Below are 16,829 nucleotides of genomic sequence, written 5' to 3' on the forward strand. Positions count from 1 at the left end.
CGCACCGCGTTTACCAACCGCGCTCGGCCAGGCGGTGCGGGGCGGGGATGTCGTTGACGTTGATGCCCACCATGGCCTCGCCCAGGCCGCGGCTGATCTTAGCCAGCTCGGCCGGCTGATCGTAGAGGGTCGCCGCCTTCACGATGGCCTCCGCGCGCTTCGCGGGCTCGCCGGACTTGAAGATGCCGGAGCCGACAAAGACGCCTTCGGCGCCCATTTGGCGGACGAGGGCGGCGTCGGCAGGCGTAGCCACACCACCAGCAACGAACAGCACGACCGGCAGCTTGCCGGTCTCCGCCACCTCAGCAACCAGGTCATACGGGGCCTGCAGCTCCTTGGCGGCGACGTAGAGCTCGTCGCGGTCGAGGTTCTGGAGGCGTGCGATTTCGCCCTTGATGGTGCGCAGGTGCTTGACGGCCTCGGAGACGTCGCCAGTGCCGGCCTCGCCCTTGGAGCGGATCATGGCCGCGCCCTCGGTGATGCGGCGCAGGGCCTCGCCCAGGTTGGTAGCACCGCAGACGAAGGGCACGTCGAAATCCCACTTGTTGATGTGGTTGACGTAATCGGCTGGGCTGAGCACCTCGGACTCGTCGATGAAGTCCACGCCCAGCTCGCCGAGAATCTGCGCCTCCACGAAGTGGCCGATGCGGGCCTTCGCCATCACCGGGATGGACACGGCGTTGACGATGCCCTCGATGAGGTCCGGATCGGACATGCGGGCCACGCCGCCCTGGGCGCGGATATCGGCCGGCACGCGCTCCAGCGCCATGACGGCGGAAGCACCCGCGTCTTCAGCAATTCGTGCCTGCTCCGGGGTAACGACGTCCATGATGACGCCACCCTTGAGCATGTCAGCCAGTCCACGCTTGACGCGCGTCGTGGCGCGTCCCTGTTCATTCTTCTGTTCAGTCATGGCTCACATAGTGGCGCAGGAAATTGGTCCAAGACAAGAGCCATTTCCCGAGTGTTGAATTAGACCACTTATGATGGGGCCGTGTCTTTCCGTCTCGACCCATCTGATACGCGCGCGCTGCCGGTGCAGATCGCCGAAGCCCTCCGCACCCAAGTCGCGGCGGGCATTCTGCTGCCCGGCGAGCAGGTTCCATCGACGCGCTCACTAGCCCGCGATTTGGGCATTTCCCGAGGCAGCGTGGTTACCGCCTATGAGCAATTGACCGCCGAGGGCTACCTGACCGCGGCGGTTGGATCGGGCACCGTCATCAACCCGCACCTGCCCCACGGGCGCGCCCCGCAGCCTCATCCTGCGCCACGGCCCTCCCCTGCCCCACCGCGCGTGGAGTTGACCCCCGGTTTGCCCGATACGGCCGGAATCATCACCCCCGAATGGAGGGCGGCGTGGCGCAAGGCCGCCGTGGATTCTTCCGGCGATCTCCCCCGCGAGGTGGCCGCGCACCTGCGCCACATGCGCGGGCTGACCGTCGACCCGGCTTATGTCGTCATCACCGCCGGCGCCCGCGACGGGCTGTCGGTGCTGCTGCGCGCGCTGGGCGGCCATTTGCGCGTGGGCGTGGAATCCCCCGGCTACCCCAGCCTGCGCCGCATCCCCCAGGCCTTGGGGCACACGCTTGTCGACGTCCCCACCGACGCCCACGGCGTCACCGTCCCCACCGTTGACCTCGACGTTCTCATCGTCACCCCCTCCCACCAGCACCCCTATGGCGGTTCGCTGCCGGCTGCCCGGCGCGCGGAGCTCGTCGAGTGGGCGCGCGGCAATGACGTGCTCATCATCGAGGATGATTTCGATTCCGAGCTGCGCTACGTGGGCCAGCCCTTGCCCGCGCTGACCGCGCTCGCTCCGGAACACACGGTGTTGCTGGGCACATTTTCCTCGGTGATTTCGCCGTCGATTGCCTGCGGCTACCTCGTGGTGCCGCCGAGCTTGCGCGCGGGCGTGGACCGCGTGCGGGAGGTCTTCGGCCAGCCTGTCGGCGCTATCCCCCAGGCGGCGCTGGCGAACTACCTGGCCAGCGGTGCGCTGCGGCGACATACCGGGCGGATGCGCCGCGCCTACAAGCGCCGCCGCGACCTCGTCCAAGCCGCGCTGGAAGACACCCCAGCTACCCTTCTGCCCATCCACGGCGGGCTCCACGCGGTGTTGTTGTGTGAGGAGGGCGTCGTCCAGCGCGCGGCCGATCTGGGCCTCACGCTGACCCCGCTGCGCGATTATTGGGGCGGCGCGCCCGCCGAGGAAGGCGTGGTCTTGGGCTTTGGGCATTTGAGCGACGTCGAACTCGCCGCCGCGCTGGAGCTGGTCAAGCAGGCTTTAACTAGCTGACACGTAGCTGGCCTGGCGCGTAGCTGCCCTATCGCATACAAGGCTAGCTAGCGCTGGCCAAAGTAACGGTGGCGAGGGTGCGGCCTGTCGGTTGCTCGCTGCCGCCTGCGGGTTCCTCGGTGACCATGACTTTGACTGCCGCGCCGTCGAAGGGCATCCATACCCCATCGTGTGGGTCCTGGCCGATGACCCCCGCCGAAGCCATGCCGCCATCGGCGCTGACTGCCCATACCTGGGCGCCCATGCCATCGGCGAGCTGCGGCTGGCCATCCACCATCGCGCCGGATTTCTCCATCGACGCCGAAGACACGATATCCAGCTGTGCACCCGATGCATCGGCGTTGCCCTGCATGAGATCCTCTGCCCCCATGATGGCGTGCATCGACTTCTCGCCGGGCGATTCAGCCTCTACCCGCGCGCTATCGCTCGTCTGATTCTGCGAGTCATCGGACTGCAACAAGGGCGGCACGGCAACCATGCCTACTACGAGGACCGCCGCCGCAGCCGGCACCGCCACGAAGGCCCGCCAACGGCGGCGCGGAAGCTCGATGACCTCGGTAGCTTCGCCACCGTCAATTTCCGCAAAGACGGCATCTTTCATTCGCACCGGCGGTTCGACCTCGGGGAGGGAATCGAGGAAGTCATCGAAAGTCTCATCAGAAAACTCATGCGTGTTGCTCATCGCCCCTCCCTTCCGAGAATCGCTTTTAGCTTCTTAACACCGTCGCGCACGCGCGTCTTGGCCGTACCCAGCGGTACTCCCGTTGATTCTGCCAGCTCAGCATGCGTCAAGCCATCGAAAAAAGCGAGCGCCACCGCGGTGGAATGCGGCTCCCCAATCTCGACGACGGCCCGGCGCAGGAGGTGAGCCTCCACATTGTTCAGGGCTTCGTCTTCAATCGGCTCAGCAAAAGTGGCGTGCTCAAGCTTCGAGTCGCGGTCATCGCGCTGCACTGCGGCCACATGGCTGCGCAGCTTATCGACGGCCCTCCCATGCGCCAACCTGCCCACCCACGAGCGAGCGTTTCCTCGCTGCGGGTCAAACTTCGCAGCGGAGGTCCAGACCTCAACGAAGACATCTTGAGCAACTTCCTCTGCTAAGGCGGGATTGCGCAGAACGCTCAGGCAAACGCTGTACACGGTGGGCGCGAGGGCGTCGTAAAGCGCGCTGAAGGCATGCTTGTCTGCGGAAGCGGTCTGAACCAAAAGGCGGTTCAGCCGCTCGTGTTCATTGGGGGACATCGCAGGCACGGGTGTTGAGCTTACCTCCAGCAGCGGGGTGGACATGGCAGTTTTACTTAGTCATTTCCTCGCTCGGGGCCATCATCTCCGAGCTGGGCATCATGTCCATGTCTTCCTTCTTGTCGTTGCAGGCAACCAACCCACTGGCGGCAACAGCAAGTGCAGCGGCGACAGTAACAAGCTTCTTCATTTCGGTGCTCCTTCTTCAAGCAATCGGGGCTCGGCTTTTCCGGGCCCTGTATCTGACTATTCGGAGCCGCCCCGCGATGCGGATTGGATGGATTTAAAACCAATCCGTTTTTCACTCGTGCTCCGAACTAGTTGCATACCCACACCGCACACCAAGCGAAGGAGTACAGCATGCTATCAACGCTGTTCATCGGGTTTACCGGTGGCCTTATCACGGGCATCTCGCCCTGCATCTTGCCGGTCTTGCCGCTGGTCCTCGCCGTTAGCGGCGGCTCACGGTGGCGGCCATGGCAGGTCGTAGGCGGACTCGTCACAAGTTTCAGCCTCGTCACGCTGTTTGCGACAACGCTGCTCAATTCCCTAGGACTGCCCGCCGACATCCTGTGGAAGGTGGGAATCGTGCTGCTCGTTCTCGTGGGCCTGGGAATGGTGTTTCCCCGCGTGCAAGAAATCCTTGAGTGGCCTTTCCAGAAACTCTCGAAAGCTGGCAGCTTGCAATCCAAGGCCCGCGGCAAAGGCGGGTTCGTCGTCGGCTTGGCCATGGGGGTTGTCTTCGTCCCCTGCGCCGGCCCTGTACTCGCCGCCATCTCCGTGGCGGGCGCCACTGGGACTGTCGACGCCCACATCCTCACCCTCTGCCTCTCCTTCGCTCTCGGCGTGGCCATCCCCCTGCTGGCCTTCGCTTTGGGCGGCAACGAGGTGGGCAAACGCGTCGATGCTTTCCGCTCCCACCAGCGCGGGGTGCGCATCACCGCGGGAGTGGTAGTTATCGCCATGGCTGGTGCGATTTCACTCGGCGCGCCCGCCTGGCTGCAGCAGAAGCTCCCCAGCATCAACGCCGACGCCACCCCAGTTGAGCAGGCCGCCCGAACAGCCGAAGGAACCCCAGTGCCCGCGTTCGCGGGGTTGACCGGCTGGTTCAACACGGATCTGCCGGTCGATCCGCGTACCTCTGGCAAGGTCACCCTCATCGATTTCTGGGCCTATGCCTGCATCAACTGCCAGCGCAACAACACGCACCTGACCAAGCTCTATGCGCACTACAAGGACTACGGCCTCGACATCGTCGGCATCCACGCGCCGGAATACGCTTTCGAGCACGAGGCTGCCAACGTGCGCCGCGCGGCCCGCGAGCAAGGAATCGAATACCCGGTGGCGCAAGACAATGACTTCGCCACGTGGAAGAACTTTGGGAATCGGTACTGGCCGGCGCACTATGTCGTCGACAAGCACGGCATGCTGCGCCAATCCCACCATGGCGAGGGCGACTACGCCGAGACCGAGCGCCTCATTCGTGAGCTTCTCCTCGAGCGCGACCCCAGCATAGAGCTACCCGAACCAATCGAGACCGCCGATGCGAACAGCGCGCCGCGCTCGCCGGAGACGTACCTCGGCACCGCACGCGCACAGTATTTCGCCAACGCCGACTACCGCGTCGGCACGCACCAGTTCACCATGAACGAGCCGCCGTTAGGTCAATATTCGCTGGGCGGGACGTGGACGCTGGCCGACCAGCCCATCACCGCCGGACCTCACGCGCGCCTGCGACTGAACTACCGCGCCGCCCGGGTACAGCTCGTGGCATCAGGGCAAGGAACGGTTCGCGTGCATCACGCCGATGGTTCGGTCCGCACCTTTGACATCACCGAGGACGGCACGGTGGATCTCGTCCGGGAACCTGACAATCACACCGAAACAATCGAGCTGGAAGTAAGCGAAGGGCTCTCGCTGTATTCCTTTACTTTTGGCTAGCGTGGGAATCATGAAGCTATCTCTGCATGGACAATCCGCCGTGGCCGTCGAGGCACCCCAGGGTCGCATCGTTATCGACCCCGGTCCCCTCTCTGACCTGAGCTGCCTCGAAGGCGCCGAAGCGGTGCTGCTCACGCACGCACACGGTGACCACCTCGACGTCGATGCCGTGCGCGGGAGCGGCCTGCCGGTGTGGGGAACGCGGGAGGCTATCGACGCCCTCGGCTCCGGCACCATCGTGCATGCTGGAGAGACGTTTACAGTTCTGGGCCTTGAGATTCACGCGGTGGGCGGCCTCCACGAGGAGATCCACCCCAATATCCCGCGCCCGGAGAACCTGGGTTATTTCTTCGGCGGCGTGCTGCACCCCGGCGACCAGTGGGTTGTCTCGGAAGGACTCACGGTAGACGTGCTCCTGCTCCCCATCGCCGGCCCGTGGGTGCGCGGGGCGGATGCCGCGGATTACGCCATGCGCATCGGTGCGCGGCTTACGGTTCCCATCCATGACGCCGTGCTTTCCGACGCCGGCAAGCAGATCACCGACGGCATGCTCCAACGCGCCGGGGTGAGCGGCTATCGGCGCCTGCGGGTTGGTGAAAGCATCGAAATCTAAGCCGAACCAACCGCTCGGTCTATTTTTATTCTCGGGCTTGCCTGCGGTTTCTAGAAAACCACTAACGGCACTGAACCGCTTGGTCTAGCCTTTCCTGACATGAGCACCAAATACGATAATTCCAAAGTCAACGAGTGGTCCTTTGCCACCCGCGCCCTCCACGCCGGCCAGAACCTGGACGGCTCCACCAACGCACGCAACGTGCCGATTTACCAAACCACCTCGTATGTCTTCAACGACGCCGAGCACGCCGCCAACCGCTTCAATCTCTCGGATGCCGGCCCGATTTATACCCGCCTGACCAACCCCACGCAGGACGCGCTGGAGGAGCGCCTCGCTTCCCTCGAAGGTGGCGTGGCCGCCGTGGCTTTCGCCTCCGGCCAGGCCGCCGAGACCGCTGCCATCCTGAACCTGGCCTCCGCCGGCGACCACATCGTCACCTCCCCGCGCCTCTACGGTGGCACCTCCACCCTCTTTACCGTGACCTTGAAGCGCCTCGGCATTGACGTCACCCTCGTCGAGAACCCCGACGACCCGGCCTCCTGGCAGGACGCCGTCCAGCCCAACACCAAGGCTTTTTACGGCGAGACCTTCGGCAACCCAGTCGCCGATGTCCTCGACATCCCCGCCATCGCCGAGGTAGCCCACAAGAACCAGGTCCCGCTCATCGTGGATAACACCATCGCCACCGGCGCGCTCGCCCGCCCGCTGGAGCTGGGCGCAGACATCGTCGTGGTCTCCACCACCAAGTTCTACAGCGGCAACGGCTCCGCCATCGGTGGTGCCATCATCGACGGTGGCTCCTTCGACTGGACCGTCGAGCGCGACGGCGAGCCCGTCTTCCCCTACTTCGTCACCCCGGACGAGGCCTACCACGGCCTCAAGTACGCCGACCTGGGCGCACCGGCCTTCGCCGTCAAGGCGCGTGCGGGCCTGCTGCGCGATACGGGTGCCGCCATCTCCCCATTCAACGCCTGGCTGACGCTGAATGGCATTGAGACGTTGCAGTTGCGCGTCGAGAAGCACAATGCCAACGCCCAGGCCGTGGCCGAGTACCTGGAGTCCCACGCCAAGGTCACGAAGGTCAACTACGCCGGCCTGGAGTCCTCGCCTTACAAGGCCACCAAGGAGAAGCTGGGCTATGACTACACCGGCTCCGTGCTCTCCTTCGACATCGACGGCGGCCGCGATGAGGCGTGGGTGTTTATCGATGCGCTGAAGCTGCACTCGAACCTGGCCAACATCGGCGATACCCGCTCCCTGGTGGTGCACCCGGCGACCACCACGCACTCCCAGTCCGACGAGGCAGCGCTCAAGGCCGCGGGCATTACGCAGGCCACGGTGCGCCTGTCCGTCGGTATTGAGGACGTCAACGACATCATCGCCGACCTCGAGCGTGGGTTCGCGGCCATTGGTTAGCGCCATCCCGGAGCTCGCGCCCGAAGGCGAGCTCGCCGTCGTCCCCATCGGTGACTTCACCACCGAAGCAGGCGCCGTGCTTGCCGACGCCTCCCTGGCCTACCAACGCTGGGGCGCTTTCGCCGGCGACCCGGACGGCGTCAACAATGTCTTGGTGGTCGAGCACGCGCTGACCGGGGATTCCAACGTGGCGGACTGGTGGTCCGACCTGGTGGGCCCGGGCAAGGCCCTGGACACCACGCGCTGGTGCGTTATCGCGACCAATGCGCTGGGTGGCTGCAACGGCTCGACGGGGCCAAAGTCGCTGCACCCGGATGGAAAGCCGTGGGGCGGGCGCTTCCCGGCGCTGTCGATTCGGGACTTGGTGGAGGCCGAGCACGACTGCTTGAAGGAGCTGGGTATTTCGCGTGTGCACGCGGTGCTCGGCGGCTCGATGGGCGGGGCGCGGACTCTGGAGTGGAGCTTGCTGCACCCGGAAAGCGTGTCGGCGGTGTGTGTGATTGCGGTGTCGGCCAGGGCTTCGGGCTGGCAGATTGGCATCCAATCCGCGCAGATTTCCGCCATTGAGCGCGACCCGTTTTGGCATGGCGGCAATTACTACCTCACGGACAAGACTCCGCGGGATGGCCTGGCGGCGGCGCGCCGTATCGCGCACTTGACGTATCGCGGCGAGCAGGAAATCGACGAGCGCTTCGGCGCTACCGCACAGCAAGGCGAGAATCCCTTGGGGCCGCACCGCCAGCTGAACCAGCGTTTCGCGGTGAACTCCTACCTGGATTACCAGGGGGCGAAACTCACCGAGCGCTTCGATGCGGGTTCCTACGTGGTTCTCACGGAGGCGCTGAACCGGCATGACGTCGGCCGCGGGCGCGGCGGGCTCATCAAGGCGTTGGCGGCCTCCCAGGTACCAACGATGGTGGTGGGCGTGGACACGGATATCCTCTACCCCTATCACCAGCAGGAGCACATCTCCCGCAACGTCAACCAGCTGCTGGCGATGGCCAAGATTGTCTCACCCGTGGGCCACGATGCTTTTCTGACGGAGACCCGGCAGATGAACCGTATCCTGCGCAACTTCCTGCTGCTCTCGGCGCCAAATGGCTTAGACGTGGGCCCTGCGTACGTGGGCGACGAGTATTACATTTAAGAAGCCGTTTGGCTCTTTCCGGGAGCCAAACGCGTTACGATCCAAGCGCGTCGATGGAAAAGGCCATGAACACCATCGCCGCGCCCAAGATGCCTGTAAAGCAGGCGTCGAAGCGCCGGGAGCGCACCGCGAGCACGCCGACCCGCGAGGAATCGCAGGTCAGGCGGACCACCGTCAGCCACACCAGCGCCCCGCCCAGCAGCAGCGTGGCGCGGCGCCAGTGCTCGAACACGGCATAGAAGCCCGACACCACAACCGCCGCCACGAACAAGCCGATGGCCAACCACTGAAGAGCCGGCGGCAGCGCCGAGGGCTTCAGGTGCGCATCGTGCGGGTTCGATAAAGACACCGGCGGCGCAGTTTTCCCGCGCGGCTGTGCTGGTTGGTCAGACATACTCACTACTCGAGCGCTCGACTTCACGCACTACTGAGCGGCGAGCTTTTCGGCGCGCTCGACGATGTTGCTCACCAGGAACGCGCGCGTCAGCGGGCCCACGCCGCCCGGGTTCGGGGAAACGTAGCCGGCCTTCTCCCACACGTCCTCAGCCACGTCGCCGGCGAGTTTGCCGTCAACGCGGGACACGCCGACGTCGAGAACCGCAGCACCTTCCTTGACCATGTCGGCGGTGAGCATGTGTGCCTTGCCAGCGGCCGCGATGATGACATCGGCCTCACGGGTCTCCGCGGCCAAGTCCTTGGTGCCGGTGTGGCACAGCGTCACCGTGGAATTCTCGCTGCGGCGAGTCAGCATCAGGCCAATTGGGCGGCCCACGGTCACGCCGCGACCGATGACCACGACCTTGGCACCATCGAGCTCCACGCCGAAGCGGCGCAGCAGGTGGATGCAACCGTTCGGCGTGCACGGCAGCGGGGCGTCCTCGTTGAGCACCAGCTTGCCCAGGTTGATCGGGTGCAGGCCATCGGCGTCCTTGGCCGGGTCGATGAGCTCGAGCACGCGGTTTTCATCCAGGTGCTTCGGCAGCGGTAGCTGCACGATGTAGCCGGTGCAGGCATCGTCATTGTTGAGCTCTTCGATGACGCGCTCGAGTTCTTCCTGGGTAACGTCGCCAGGCAGGTCCTTGCGAATCGAATTGATTCCGAGCTTCTCGCAATCGCGGTGCTTCATCTTCACGTAGGAATGCGAACCCGGATCATCGCCCACCAGGACCGTGGCCAGTCCCGGGGTAATCCCCTTCTCCTTGAGGGCGGCCACGCGCTGGGCCAGGTCCTCAAAAATCTCGTCGCGGTACAAGTTGCCATCTAGTTTGGTAGCGCTCATGCCCACCATCCTAGACTGATGCCTATGAGCAGCTTGCACATCGTCTTCGACAACCCCGTGATCCCCACCAACACCGGCAACGCCATCCGCACCGCCGCCGTCACGGGCGCGAGCCTGCACCTCATCGAGCCGCTCGGCTTCAACTTCGAGGACAAACACCTCAAGCGCGCGGGCCTGGACTACCACGACCTGGCGGATCTCAAAATCCACAAAGACTTCGACGCCTGCATGGAAGCCCTGCCCGGTGCGCGGGTCTTCGCCTTCACCACCCACACAGATAAGTGGTTCACGGACATCGACTACCAGGAGGGGGACGTCCTCCTCTTCGGCACCGAGCCCACTGGCCTGCCGGAAGAGCACGCCTTCCATCCGCGTGTCACCGAACGCGTGCGCATCCCCATGATGCCGGCTAGGCGCTCGATGAATCTATCCAACGCGGCGTCGACGGCCGTGTACGAGGCCTGGCGCCAGCTCGGCTTCCGTGGCGCGGTCTAACAAGTCGCGGCACAATGTGGGTGGACTTTCACAACGAAGGAGAAACCTTGCCTAGCCTGCGCCCACTTCTTGATTCCCTCACTACCCGCATCGAAGCTTCGTCTGCCGCGCACGCCGCGCAGATCGCGCGCGTGGATCCCGTCCACCGCCCCGGCGCGGTTAACCTCGTGCGCTACATGGAATTGCGCTCCCAGGACGCCGTCGAAATCCAGGAAGGCCTCACGGCATTGGGCGCCACGAGCCTTAGCCATCCAGAGCCCGCGGTGCTTGAGCGCCTCCACGCCGCGCGCAACGTGCTCGACGCCTTCGATGGCCACGCACCGACCTACCCCGTGCAGCCGATTGCCACGGCCTATGCGGACGCGGACGATATCCTCGACGCCAACACCGAAGCCCTCCTCGGCCCCACTCAGGAGGACACCCACGCGCGCATCATGGTGACCCTTCCCACCGAGGCCGCAGATGACTATGAGCTGGTCCTCGGTTTCGCCCGCGCGGGCATGGAACTCGCCCGCATCAACTGCGCCCACGATGGCCAGGATGCCTGGCAGAAAATGGTGGCACACGTCCACCGCGCCGCCGAGGAGGTGAGGCGCGAGATCCTGATTTCCTGCGATATTGCGGGCCCCAAGGTCCGCACCGGCAGCATCGAGCCGGGTCCGCAGGTCATTCGCGTGCGCGGCGAGCGCACCGCGGCAGGTGAGCTGCTGAGCCCGGCAACGCTCGTGCTTCACGACGCCCCCTCCTCTACCCGCGCCCACGGGGTGGCGGGGGAGGCGTCGCCAAGCGCGGCACGCCCGGCGGTAGCGCTGGAGGTGGATGGCGAGTGGTTGGCGCGCCTGCACCCCGGCAGCGAGGTGCGCTTCACGGAAGCGCGCGGGCGCTCGCGTGTGTTCACCGTGGAGAGCGCGGAAGCAGGCGTGGCGGTGCTGCACGGTGATCGCAACTGCTACCTCGCCGAGGGAACGGTGTTGAGCCACGGCGGGGACACCACGCAGGTGCATGGGGTTCCGGCACTGGAGCAGAAGATTCGCCTGCACCGCGGCGAGGAGTTGGTGCTGAGCACTTCGCAGGAGCCGGCGCGCATCGTTGAGGGCGAGGTGACCACCATTGGGTGCACGCTGCCGGAGGTGGTCGGTGCGCTGGAGGTGGGCCACCGGGTGATTTTCGATGATGGCGCAATCTCCGGCCGCGTCCACGAGGTGCGGGACAACGGCGCTGAGCGCGAGGCTGTCATCACCGTGGAGCACGCCGGGCCCACCGGCACCAACCTGGCCGCCTATAAGGGAATCAACCTGCCGGATACTGACGTCCCGCTGCCCAGCCTCACCGAGGAAGACATCGAAGCGCTGCGTTTTGTGGCCACGCACTGCGATATCGCAGCGGTTTCCTTCATCCGCACTCCAGCTGATGTGGCCTTCCTCTATGACACGCTCGAGGAGATTGCCGCCGAGCAGGAGTCCGAGGAGATGGCGCAGCGCGTGCGTGACCTGGGCATCGTGCTCAAGATTGAGACGGTGCCGGCCTATGAGCAGCTGGGAAGCGTATTGCTGGAGGGCATGCGACATGCCAAGTTCGGCATCATGATTGCGCGCGGCGACTTGGCCGTGGAGTTGGGATTCGAGGAGATGGTCCAGGTACCGGGGCGGATCATGAAGGTCGCGGAGGCGGCACACATCCCGGTCATCATGGCCACGCAGGTGCTGGAGACCCTGGCCAAGACGGGGCTTCCCTCCCGCGCGGAAATCACGGACGCGGGCTATGCGCTGCGCGCGGAGTGCGTCATGCTCAACAAAGGCCCTCACATCACGGAGGCCATCCAGATTCTGGACCGCATGTCCCGCAAGCTGGGCCAGTCGCGGCTGAAGAACCGCCAAAAGCTGCGCCAGGTGAGCAGCTGGACCAACTAATTCAGGCAACATGTAGGAAACGCGGCGCCCCGAGCGCCGCGTGGTGAGGATCACCTAACCGAAAGCGGCGAAAACTAGACAGACCTATATTTACTTAGGTTAACCTATAACGGTAATGCTTTAGAGGAAGAGAGCTCACCGTGAAGTTGTCTGGGTGCCCACGGCAAACCGCCGACGCCATCCCCATGGGATGCACCATCACCTTGGGAAACGAGTGCATTTCCTGCACCTGCGACGCCGCTTTAGCGGTGCGCCTCGGCGAGCTGGGCATCCGCCCCGGCGCCACGCTGACCATGGGCCCGCGCGTGGCCGGCGGCGCCCGCGTTGTCTCGGTGGGCAGCTGCCGCTACGCCATCGACAAGGCAACACTGCAAGCCATCGAGGTCTAAACCATGGCCACCACGAAACCCAGCTGCCACGGCGATCCGGGCGGCGCGCTAGCCCCTGCCGGAGCACCCATCATCGCGCTCGTCGGCTCCCCGAATTCCGGCAAGTCCACACTCTTTAATGCCCTGACCGGCGCGAAGGCGCAGACCGGCAATTGGCCGGGAACCACCGTTGAGGTCAGCCGCGGTGCGTGGAAGCTGGGTGAATCCACCGCCGATCTCATCGACTTCCCCGGCACCTACTCGCTCGATCCGCTCAGCCCCGATGAGGCGCTCACCCGCGCCATGCTCATCGATTGCCCCGATGATGAGCGCCCCGACGCCGTCGTCGTGGTCGTCGATGCCAGCGCCGTCGCGCGCGGCCTCAACGTGGCCCTCCAGTTGGCGGAGCAGCCCTATCGCCTCATCATCGCGCTGACGAAGACCGACGTGGCGCTCAACCAGGGTCAAGTGGTTGACGCTGCTGCACTCACCGAGGCCACCTCCATCCCGGTGGTGGAGGTTGATGGGCGTAAGCGAGAGGGCGTCGAGAAGCTGCGCGAGGTCGTCGTGGAGTCTTTGGCGCACCACCCGGTGCAGCTGCGCGAGGACACCGGCCTGGAGGGCCGCTTCGCGGAGCTGGATGCGGCGGCGAAGGCCTCGGTGAGCGAGGTCGAGCATGCCACGCCACTCTCCCACCGCCTCGATGCGGTAGCCCTTCACCCGGTCGTGGGGCCACTGCTGTTCTTGGCCGTGATGTGGCTGGTCTTCCAGATCACCACCACGGTGGCCGCTCCCCTCCAGGATGGCCTGGAGGCGTTGGTCTCCGGCCCCTTGAGCGATTGGGCACGGGCGGGGCTTGAAGCCATCGGCTTAGGTCATCCCCTCGTTACGGGCTTGCTTGTCGACGGCCTCATCGGCGGCGTCGGCATGGTCCTCACCTTTGCCCCGCTCATGGCGCTGATGTTCTTGTGCTTGGCGGTGCTGGAGGATTCCGGCTACATGGCGCGCGCGGCGGTGGTGACCGACCGCCTTATGCGGGCCATAGGCTTGCCGGGCAAGGCCTTTATCCCCATCGTGGTGGGCTTTGGCTGTAACGTGCCGGCGATCTCGGCCACGCGCGTGCTGGGAAGCCCGCGGCATCGCATTATGACGGCGCTGCTCATCCCGTTTACCTCGTGCTCGGCGCGCTTGGTGGTCTTCGTCATGCTTTCGGCCACGTTCTTCCCAGAGCACGCCGGCAGCGTGGTGTTCATCATGTACGTCATTTCCATCGCGCTGCTCGTGCTGGTGGGTTTGGCGCTGCGCAAGACGCTGTGGCGCGCGGTGCCTGAGGAAGCGCTGGTTATTGACTTGCCGACGTACCAGCTGCCCACCGTGCGTCTGGCGCTGAGCGTGATGTGGACGCGATTGAAGGGCTTCCTGCAGACCGCCGGCGGCATCATCGTGACTACCGTGGTCGTGGTGTGGCTGCTCATGGCCATCCCGGTTGGGGCCGCGGTGCACGAGACCACCTTGGGCGAGCCACCAGCGCCGGAGGATTCCGCCTATGGCGCGGTCTCGCGCACCATCGCCCCGGCCTTTGCCCCGGCTGGTTTCGACTCGTGGTCCCTGGCGGGCCCGCTGGTGACGGGCTTTGTGGCCAAGGAGGCGCTGATTTCGACGTGGGCGCAGACCTATGCCGTCGACGACGTCACCGACGCCTCCGCGGAGGAACAATCCCACAGCGCGCTCAGTGACCACGTGCGTCAAGATTTCGACCGCGCCTCCGGTGGCCATCCCCTCGCCGCGGTGTGGGCCTACATGCTCTTCCTGCTGGCCTACACTCCGTGCGTGGCCACGATTGCCGCGCAGCGCCGCGAGATTGGCTGGCGCTGGACGCTCTTTGGCTTCGGCATTCAGCTGGCCACCGCGTGGGTGCTGGCAGTGGCGGCCTTCCAGATTCTGAGGGTGTTTATCTAGTGTCCGCTTCGCCCATTCACGCCGTACAGCAAGCCATTGAGTCCGGAGTGCGCTCGCGCGTAGCCATCGCGGCGCAGACCGGGCTGGAACCCGGCACGGTCGATGTCATCCTGGACCACCTCACCGCCAGCGGGGTGCTCGATATGGAGCCGCTCGGCTCCTGCCCCGCGGGCGGATGCGGGTCTTGTTCGGCGGCCTCAACGTGTGCCGGCCCCAGCAGCACCCGCGGACCGGTGCTGCTTAAGCTTCGTCGCCGGGCTTAAGCTTCGTCGCCGCTGCTAGGAGCAGGCGCAGACTCTAGGGCGGGGAGGCGGCGGGAGCGCAAGCGGGTAAGGAGTTCGGAGGCGTCGGCAGGCGTGAGGTCCTGGCCGGCCATCTTGACTGGGCCCGCCACAAGGTCGAAGCGCACGGTGCGCACGCCCGCGAGGTGACCCAACGGCCCCACCTTGAGAGTGAGCTCCTGGATGTGCGGGGTGCCAATCACCATGACGCGGCGGTTGATGCGGCCGCGATGCACGATGGTCACCGGCTGAGGCGATTCCACCAGCGTCACCGACTGCTGCTTGCGGTCGATGGGGCTGACCCAGGTGGCCCGGCGCGGGGAGGTATAGGTGGGCTGGGTGTGGCCTTCGGGGCGCGCATAGTCCTCAATCTGCGCGCGGTCTAGATCGGAGATGAGGGCTAGCAACTCCAGCGCCTGCTCCCGGGTGCCCACCGGCAGGATGCGCGTAGAACCAGATTGCTTGCCGCCGCCCTTCGCGCCATACCCGGCCACCGAGACGTGCACCTCGTACCAGCCGAAGCGCCTCCACAGGAAAGGCTGGCTCACCCGCACGCCGTGGATGCGACTGATGCGGATGGTTTGGCGGCGGCGGTCGGCAAGACCGTAGGAGACGTTGAGGGCGTTGGCGGGGGCGTCGTGAAGCGCGGTGAATTTCCAGGAGGAATCTACCAGCCCCCACACCCGCCCCACGAAGCCCACGATGATGGGCAGCAGCGCGGTCCACATCCCGGGGAGGAAGAGCAGGCCGCCGATGACGAGTGCGGTAACCAACGTGGGCAGGCGCAAAGCCTCAGCGGCAATCGTGCGCAGGATGGGAATCTCCGGGATCAAGGCGGCGGGGGTTTCCGGCGCTGGCTCACTGGCAGGCCCCTTATTTGTGCGCCGCAGCAGCTCCGCGCGCAGCTCCTCCGCTGTCGCCTTGGTCAGGTACTCGATTTTGATGACGGAGGAGGTGCCGCCCGCGGTCTCCACACGGACTGCGGCCAAGCCCAATAGGCGCGCGATGATGGATTCCACGACATCCACCGCCTGGATACGCTCGTAGCGCGCGGAGCGGAAGGACGTTGAGATGACGCCGTGGCGCAGCGCGATTTCATCCTCGGTGAGCTTGTAGCCCAGCTTGCGCCACCAAATTCCGGAGACCAGCCAAATCATCGCACACACCAGCACGAAGGCACCGATGCCCAGCAGGGTGCCGCGGCCGACCTCACCCAAGTGCCCACCCTGCACGTAGGACAGGACATCCGACACCATGGAGGCGTTGACGTTCACCGCGAGAACGGCCACCAGCGCCAGAATCAGCGACCAAAAACGCAGCAGCGGGGTGAGGCGGTGGACGCGGGTGTAGCCGTCGGCGTCGATAAGCGCGCGGTCCTTCACAGCCCACTCATCCTCTCGCGGGCCTTGACGGCGAGGCGCTCGCGCAGGGCGTCGGCGTCGGCAGCAAGGAGGCCGGGGATGGTGGCGTCGCTGCTGGGCGACGCCGTGTGCAGCTTCACCTTTTTCAGCCCCATCGCCCGCTCGACGGGGCCGGCGGTGACGTCGACGAACTGGATGCGGCCGTAGGGCACGACGGTGAAGGTGTGCCAGATTTTTCCGCGGGTGACCAGTAATTCATCGGCGGTTTCCTGCCAGCCCAGGTTTTTCACCTGCGCGGGGATGAGCCACAGTTCGTAGAGTGCCCACGCAACGAGCGCGCCGGCTACCCAATAGAGCCAATCCCACCAGAAATATGCCGCCGCGGCCGCCAGGACGGCGAGGATAATGTCCCAGCTCAAATTCGTGATGTAGCGGGCTTTCGTGAGTGACGGGGATACGGGGTTCATGCCAACACACTAACACGAACCCTTGACAAGTCGTTGGGTTTATACAACACT

At 65.2% G+C, this 16,829-nt stretch carries 18 protein-coding genes; 10 read left to right on the forward strand and 8 right to left on the reverse strand.

Annotated features, from left to right (window positions below; translation table 11 throughout):
• Positions 1–10: 10 nt before the first annotated feature.
• On the reverse strand, positions 11–913 hold the full coding sequence (gene pdxS, locus HMPREF2822_RS04335) for a pyridoxal 5'-phosphate synthase lyase subunit PdxS (RefSeq protein WP_070521426.1): 903 nt from the start codon (positions 911–913) through the stop codon (positions 11–13).
• Between the two features lie 81 nt (positions 914–994).
• Between pdxS and HMPREF2822_RS04340 the strand changes: the two genes are divergently transcribed.
• Positions 995–2,296 (forward strand): MocR-like pyridoxine biosynthesis transcription factor PdxR, encoded by a 1,302-nt coding sequence (locus tag HMPREF2822_RS04340; RefSeq protein ID WP_070521429.1) that lies wholly within the window; start codon positions 995–997, stop codon positions 2,294–2,296.
• Positions 2,297–2,339: 43 nt separating this feature from the next.
• Here the strand turns inward: HMPREF2822_RS04340 and HMPREF2822_RS04345 are convergent, their stop codons facing one another.
• From HMPREF2822_RS04345 to HMPREF2822_RS13490, 3 genes are read right to left on the reverse strand one after another with little or no spacing between them, the layout of a single operon-like run.
• Entirely contained in the window at positions 2,340–2,978 is a 639-nt protein-coding gene (locus tag HMPREF2822_RS04345) for an anti-sigma factor (protein ID WP_070521432.1), read from the reverse strand.
• On the reverse strand, positions 2,975–3,583 hold the full coding sequence (locus tag HMPREF2822_RS04350) for a sigma-70 family RNA polymerase sigma factor (protein ID WP_070521435.1): 609 nt from the start codon (positions 3,581–3,583) through the stop codon (positions 2,975–2,977). The genes HMPREF2822_RS04345 and HMPREF2822_RS04350 overlap by 4 nt, the downstream gene beginning before the upstream one ends.
• Before the next feature lie 7 nt (positions 3,584–3,590).
• Positions 3,591–3,728 (reverse strand): hypothetical protein, encoded by a 138-nt coding sequence (locus HMPREF2822_RS13490; RefSeq protein ID WP_167595548.1) that lies wholly within the window; start codon positions 3,726–3,728, stop codon positions 3,591–3,593.
• 170 nt (positions 3,729–3,898) lie between these two features.
• On the opposite strand from HMPREF2822_RS13490, the gene HMPREF2822_RS04355 reads away from it, so the two are divergent.
• From HMPREF2822_RS04355 to HMPREF2822_RS04370, 4 genes are all read left to right on the forward strand, one after another.
• Positions 3,899–5,479 carry a cytochrome c biogenesis protein CcdA gene (locus tag HMPREF2822_RS04355; protein ID WP_070521438.1) on the forward strand — a complete coding sequence of 527 codons (1,581 nt, stop codon included), beginning with the start codon at positions 3,899–3,901 and terminating at the stop codon, positions 5,477–5,479.
• Between the two features lie 10 nt (positions 5,480–5,489).
• Complete coding sequence (locus HMPREF2822_RS04360) at positions 5,490–6,092, forward strand: MBL fold metallo-hydrolase (protein WP_070521612.1); 603 nt, start codon at positions 5,490–5,492, stop codon at positions 6,090–6,092.
• Positions 6,093–6,191: 99 nt separating this feature from the next.
• Positions 6,192–7,511, forward strand: coding sequence for an O-acetylhomoserine/O-acetylserine sulfhydrylase (locus tag HMPREF2822_RS04365; protein ID WP_070521440.1), 1,320 nt, complete (start codon positions 6,192–6,194; stop codon positions 7,509–7,511).
• Entirely contained in the window at positions 7,504–8,658 is a 1,155-nt protein-coding gene (locus HMPREF2822_RS04370) for a homoserine O-acetyltransferase MetX (protein ID WP_232755591.1), read from the forward strand. Before HMPREF2822_RS04365 ends, HMPREF2822_RS04370 begins: the two co-directional genes overlap by 8 nt.
• Positions 8,659–8,692: 34 nt before the next feature.
• Here HMPREF2822_RS04370 and HMPREF2822_RS04375 read toward each other — a convergent pair whose 3' ends face one another.
• Entirely contained in the window at positions 8,693–9,007 is a 315-nt protein-coding gene (locus HMPREF2822_RS04375) for a DUF3017 domain-containing protein (RefSeq protein ID WP_046648384.1), read from the reverse strand.
• Positions 9,008–9,082: 75 nt separating this feature from the next.
• Complete coding sequence (locus HMPREF2822_RS04380) at positions 9,083–9,937, reverse strand: bifunctional methylenetetrahydrofolate dehydrogenase/methenyltetrahydrofolate cyclohydrolase (RefSeq protein WP_070521445.1); 855 nt, start codon at positions 9,935–9,937, stop codon at positions 9,083–9,085.
• A gap of 24 nt (positions 9,938–9,961) precedes the next feature.
• On the opposite strand from HMPREF2822_RS04380, the gene HMPREF2822_RS04385 reads away from it, so the two are divergent.
• The 5 genes from HMPREF2822_RS04385 to HMPREF2822_RS04405 all read left to right on the forward strand — a co-directional run bounded on the left by HMPREF2822_RS04385 (position 9,962) and on the right by HMPREF2822_RS04405 (position 14,932).
• Positions 9,962–10,432, forward strand: a complete 471-nt coding sequence (locus tag HMPREF2822_RS04385) for a tRNA (cytidine(34)-2'-O)-methyltransferase (RefSeq protein ID WP_070521448.1) — start codon at positions 9,962–9,964, stop codon at positions 10,430–10,432.
• Between the two features lie 14 nt (positions 10,433–10,446).
• Positions 10,447–12,342 (forward strand): pyruvate kinase, encoded by a 1,896-nt coding sequence (locus HMPREF2822_RS04390; protein ID WP_070521452.1) that lies wholly within the window; start codon positions 10,447–10,449, stop codon positions 12,340–12,342.
• Positions 12,343–12,482: 140 nt separating this feature from the next.
• Positions 12,483–12,731, forward strand: a complete 249-nt coding sequence (locus HMPREF2822_RS04395) for a FeoA family protein (RefSeq protein WP_070521454.1) — start codon at positions 12,483–12,485, stop codon at positions 12,729–12,731.
• A gap of 3 nt (positions 12,732–12,734) precedes the next feature.
• Positions 12,735–14,669 (forward strand): ferrous iron transport protein B, encoded by a 1,935-nt coding sequence (gene feoB, locus HMPREF2822_RS04400; protein ID WP_070521457.1) that lies wholly within the window; start codon positions 12,735–12,737, stop codon positions 14,667–14,669.
• Positions 14,669–14,932 (forward strand): FeoC-like transcriptional regulator, encoded by a 264-nt coding sequence (locus HMPREF2822_RS04405; RefSeq protein ID WP_070521461.1) that lies wholly within the window; start codon positions 14,669–14,671, stop codon positions 14,930–14,932. The genes feoB and HMPREF2822_RS04405 overlap by 1 nt, the downstream gene beginning before the upstream one ends.
• Here HMPREF2822_RS04405 and HMPREF2822_RS04410 read toward each other — a convergent pair.
• Both HMPREF2822_RS04410 and HMPREF2822_RS04415 read right to left on the reverse strand, forming a co-directional pair.
• Entirely contained in the window at positions 14,929–16,332 is a 1,404-nt protein-coding gene (locus HMPREF2822_RS04410; protein ID WP_070521463.1) for a PH domain-containing protein, read from the reverse strand. The genes HMPREF2822_RS04405 and HMPREF2822_RS04410 overlap by 4 nt on opposite strands.
• Entirely contained in the window at positions 16,329–16,778 is a 450-nt protein-coding gene (locus HMPREF2822_RS04415; protein WP_070521467.1) for a PH domain-containing protein, read from the reverse strand. The genes HMPREF2822_RS04410 and HMPREF2822_RS04415 overlap by 4 nt, the downstream gene beginning before the upstream one ends.
• Positions 16,779–16,829 lie beyond the last annotated feature (51 nt).

The organism is Corynebacterium sp. HMSC062E11 (assembly GCF_001811845.1).
GTDB lineage: Bacteria > Actinomycetota > Actinomycetes > Mycobacteriales > Mycobacteriaceae > Corynebacterium > Corynebacterium hesseae.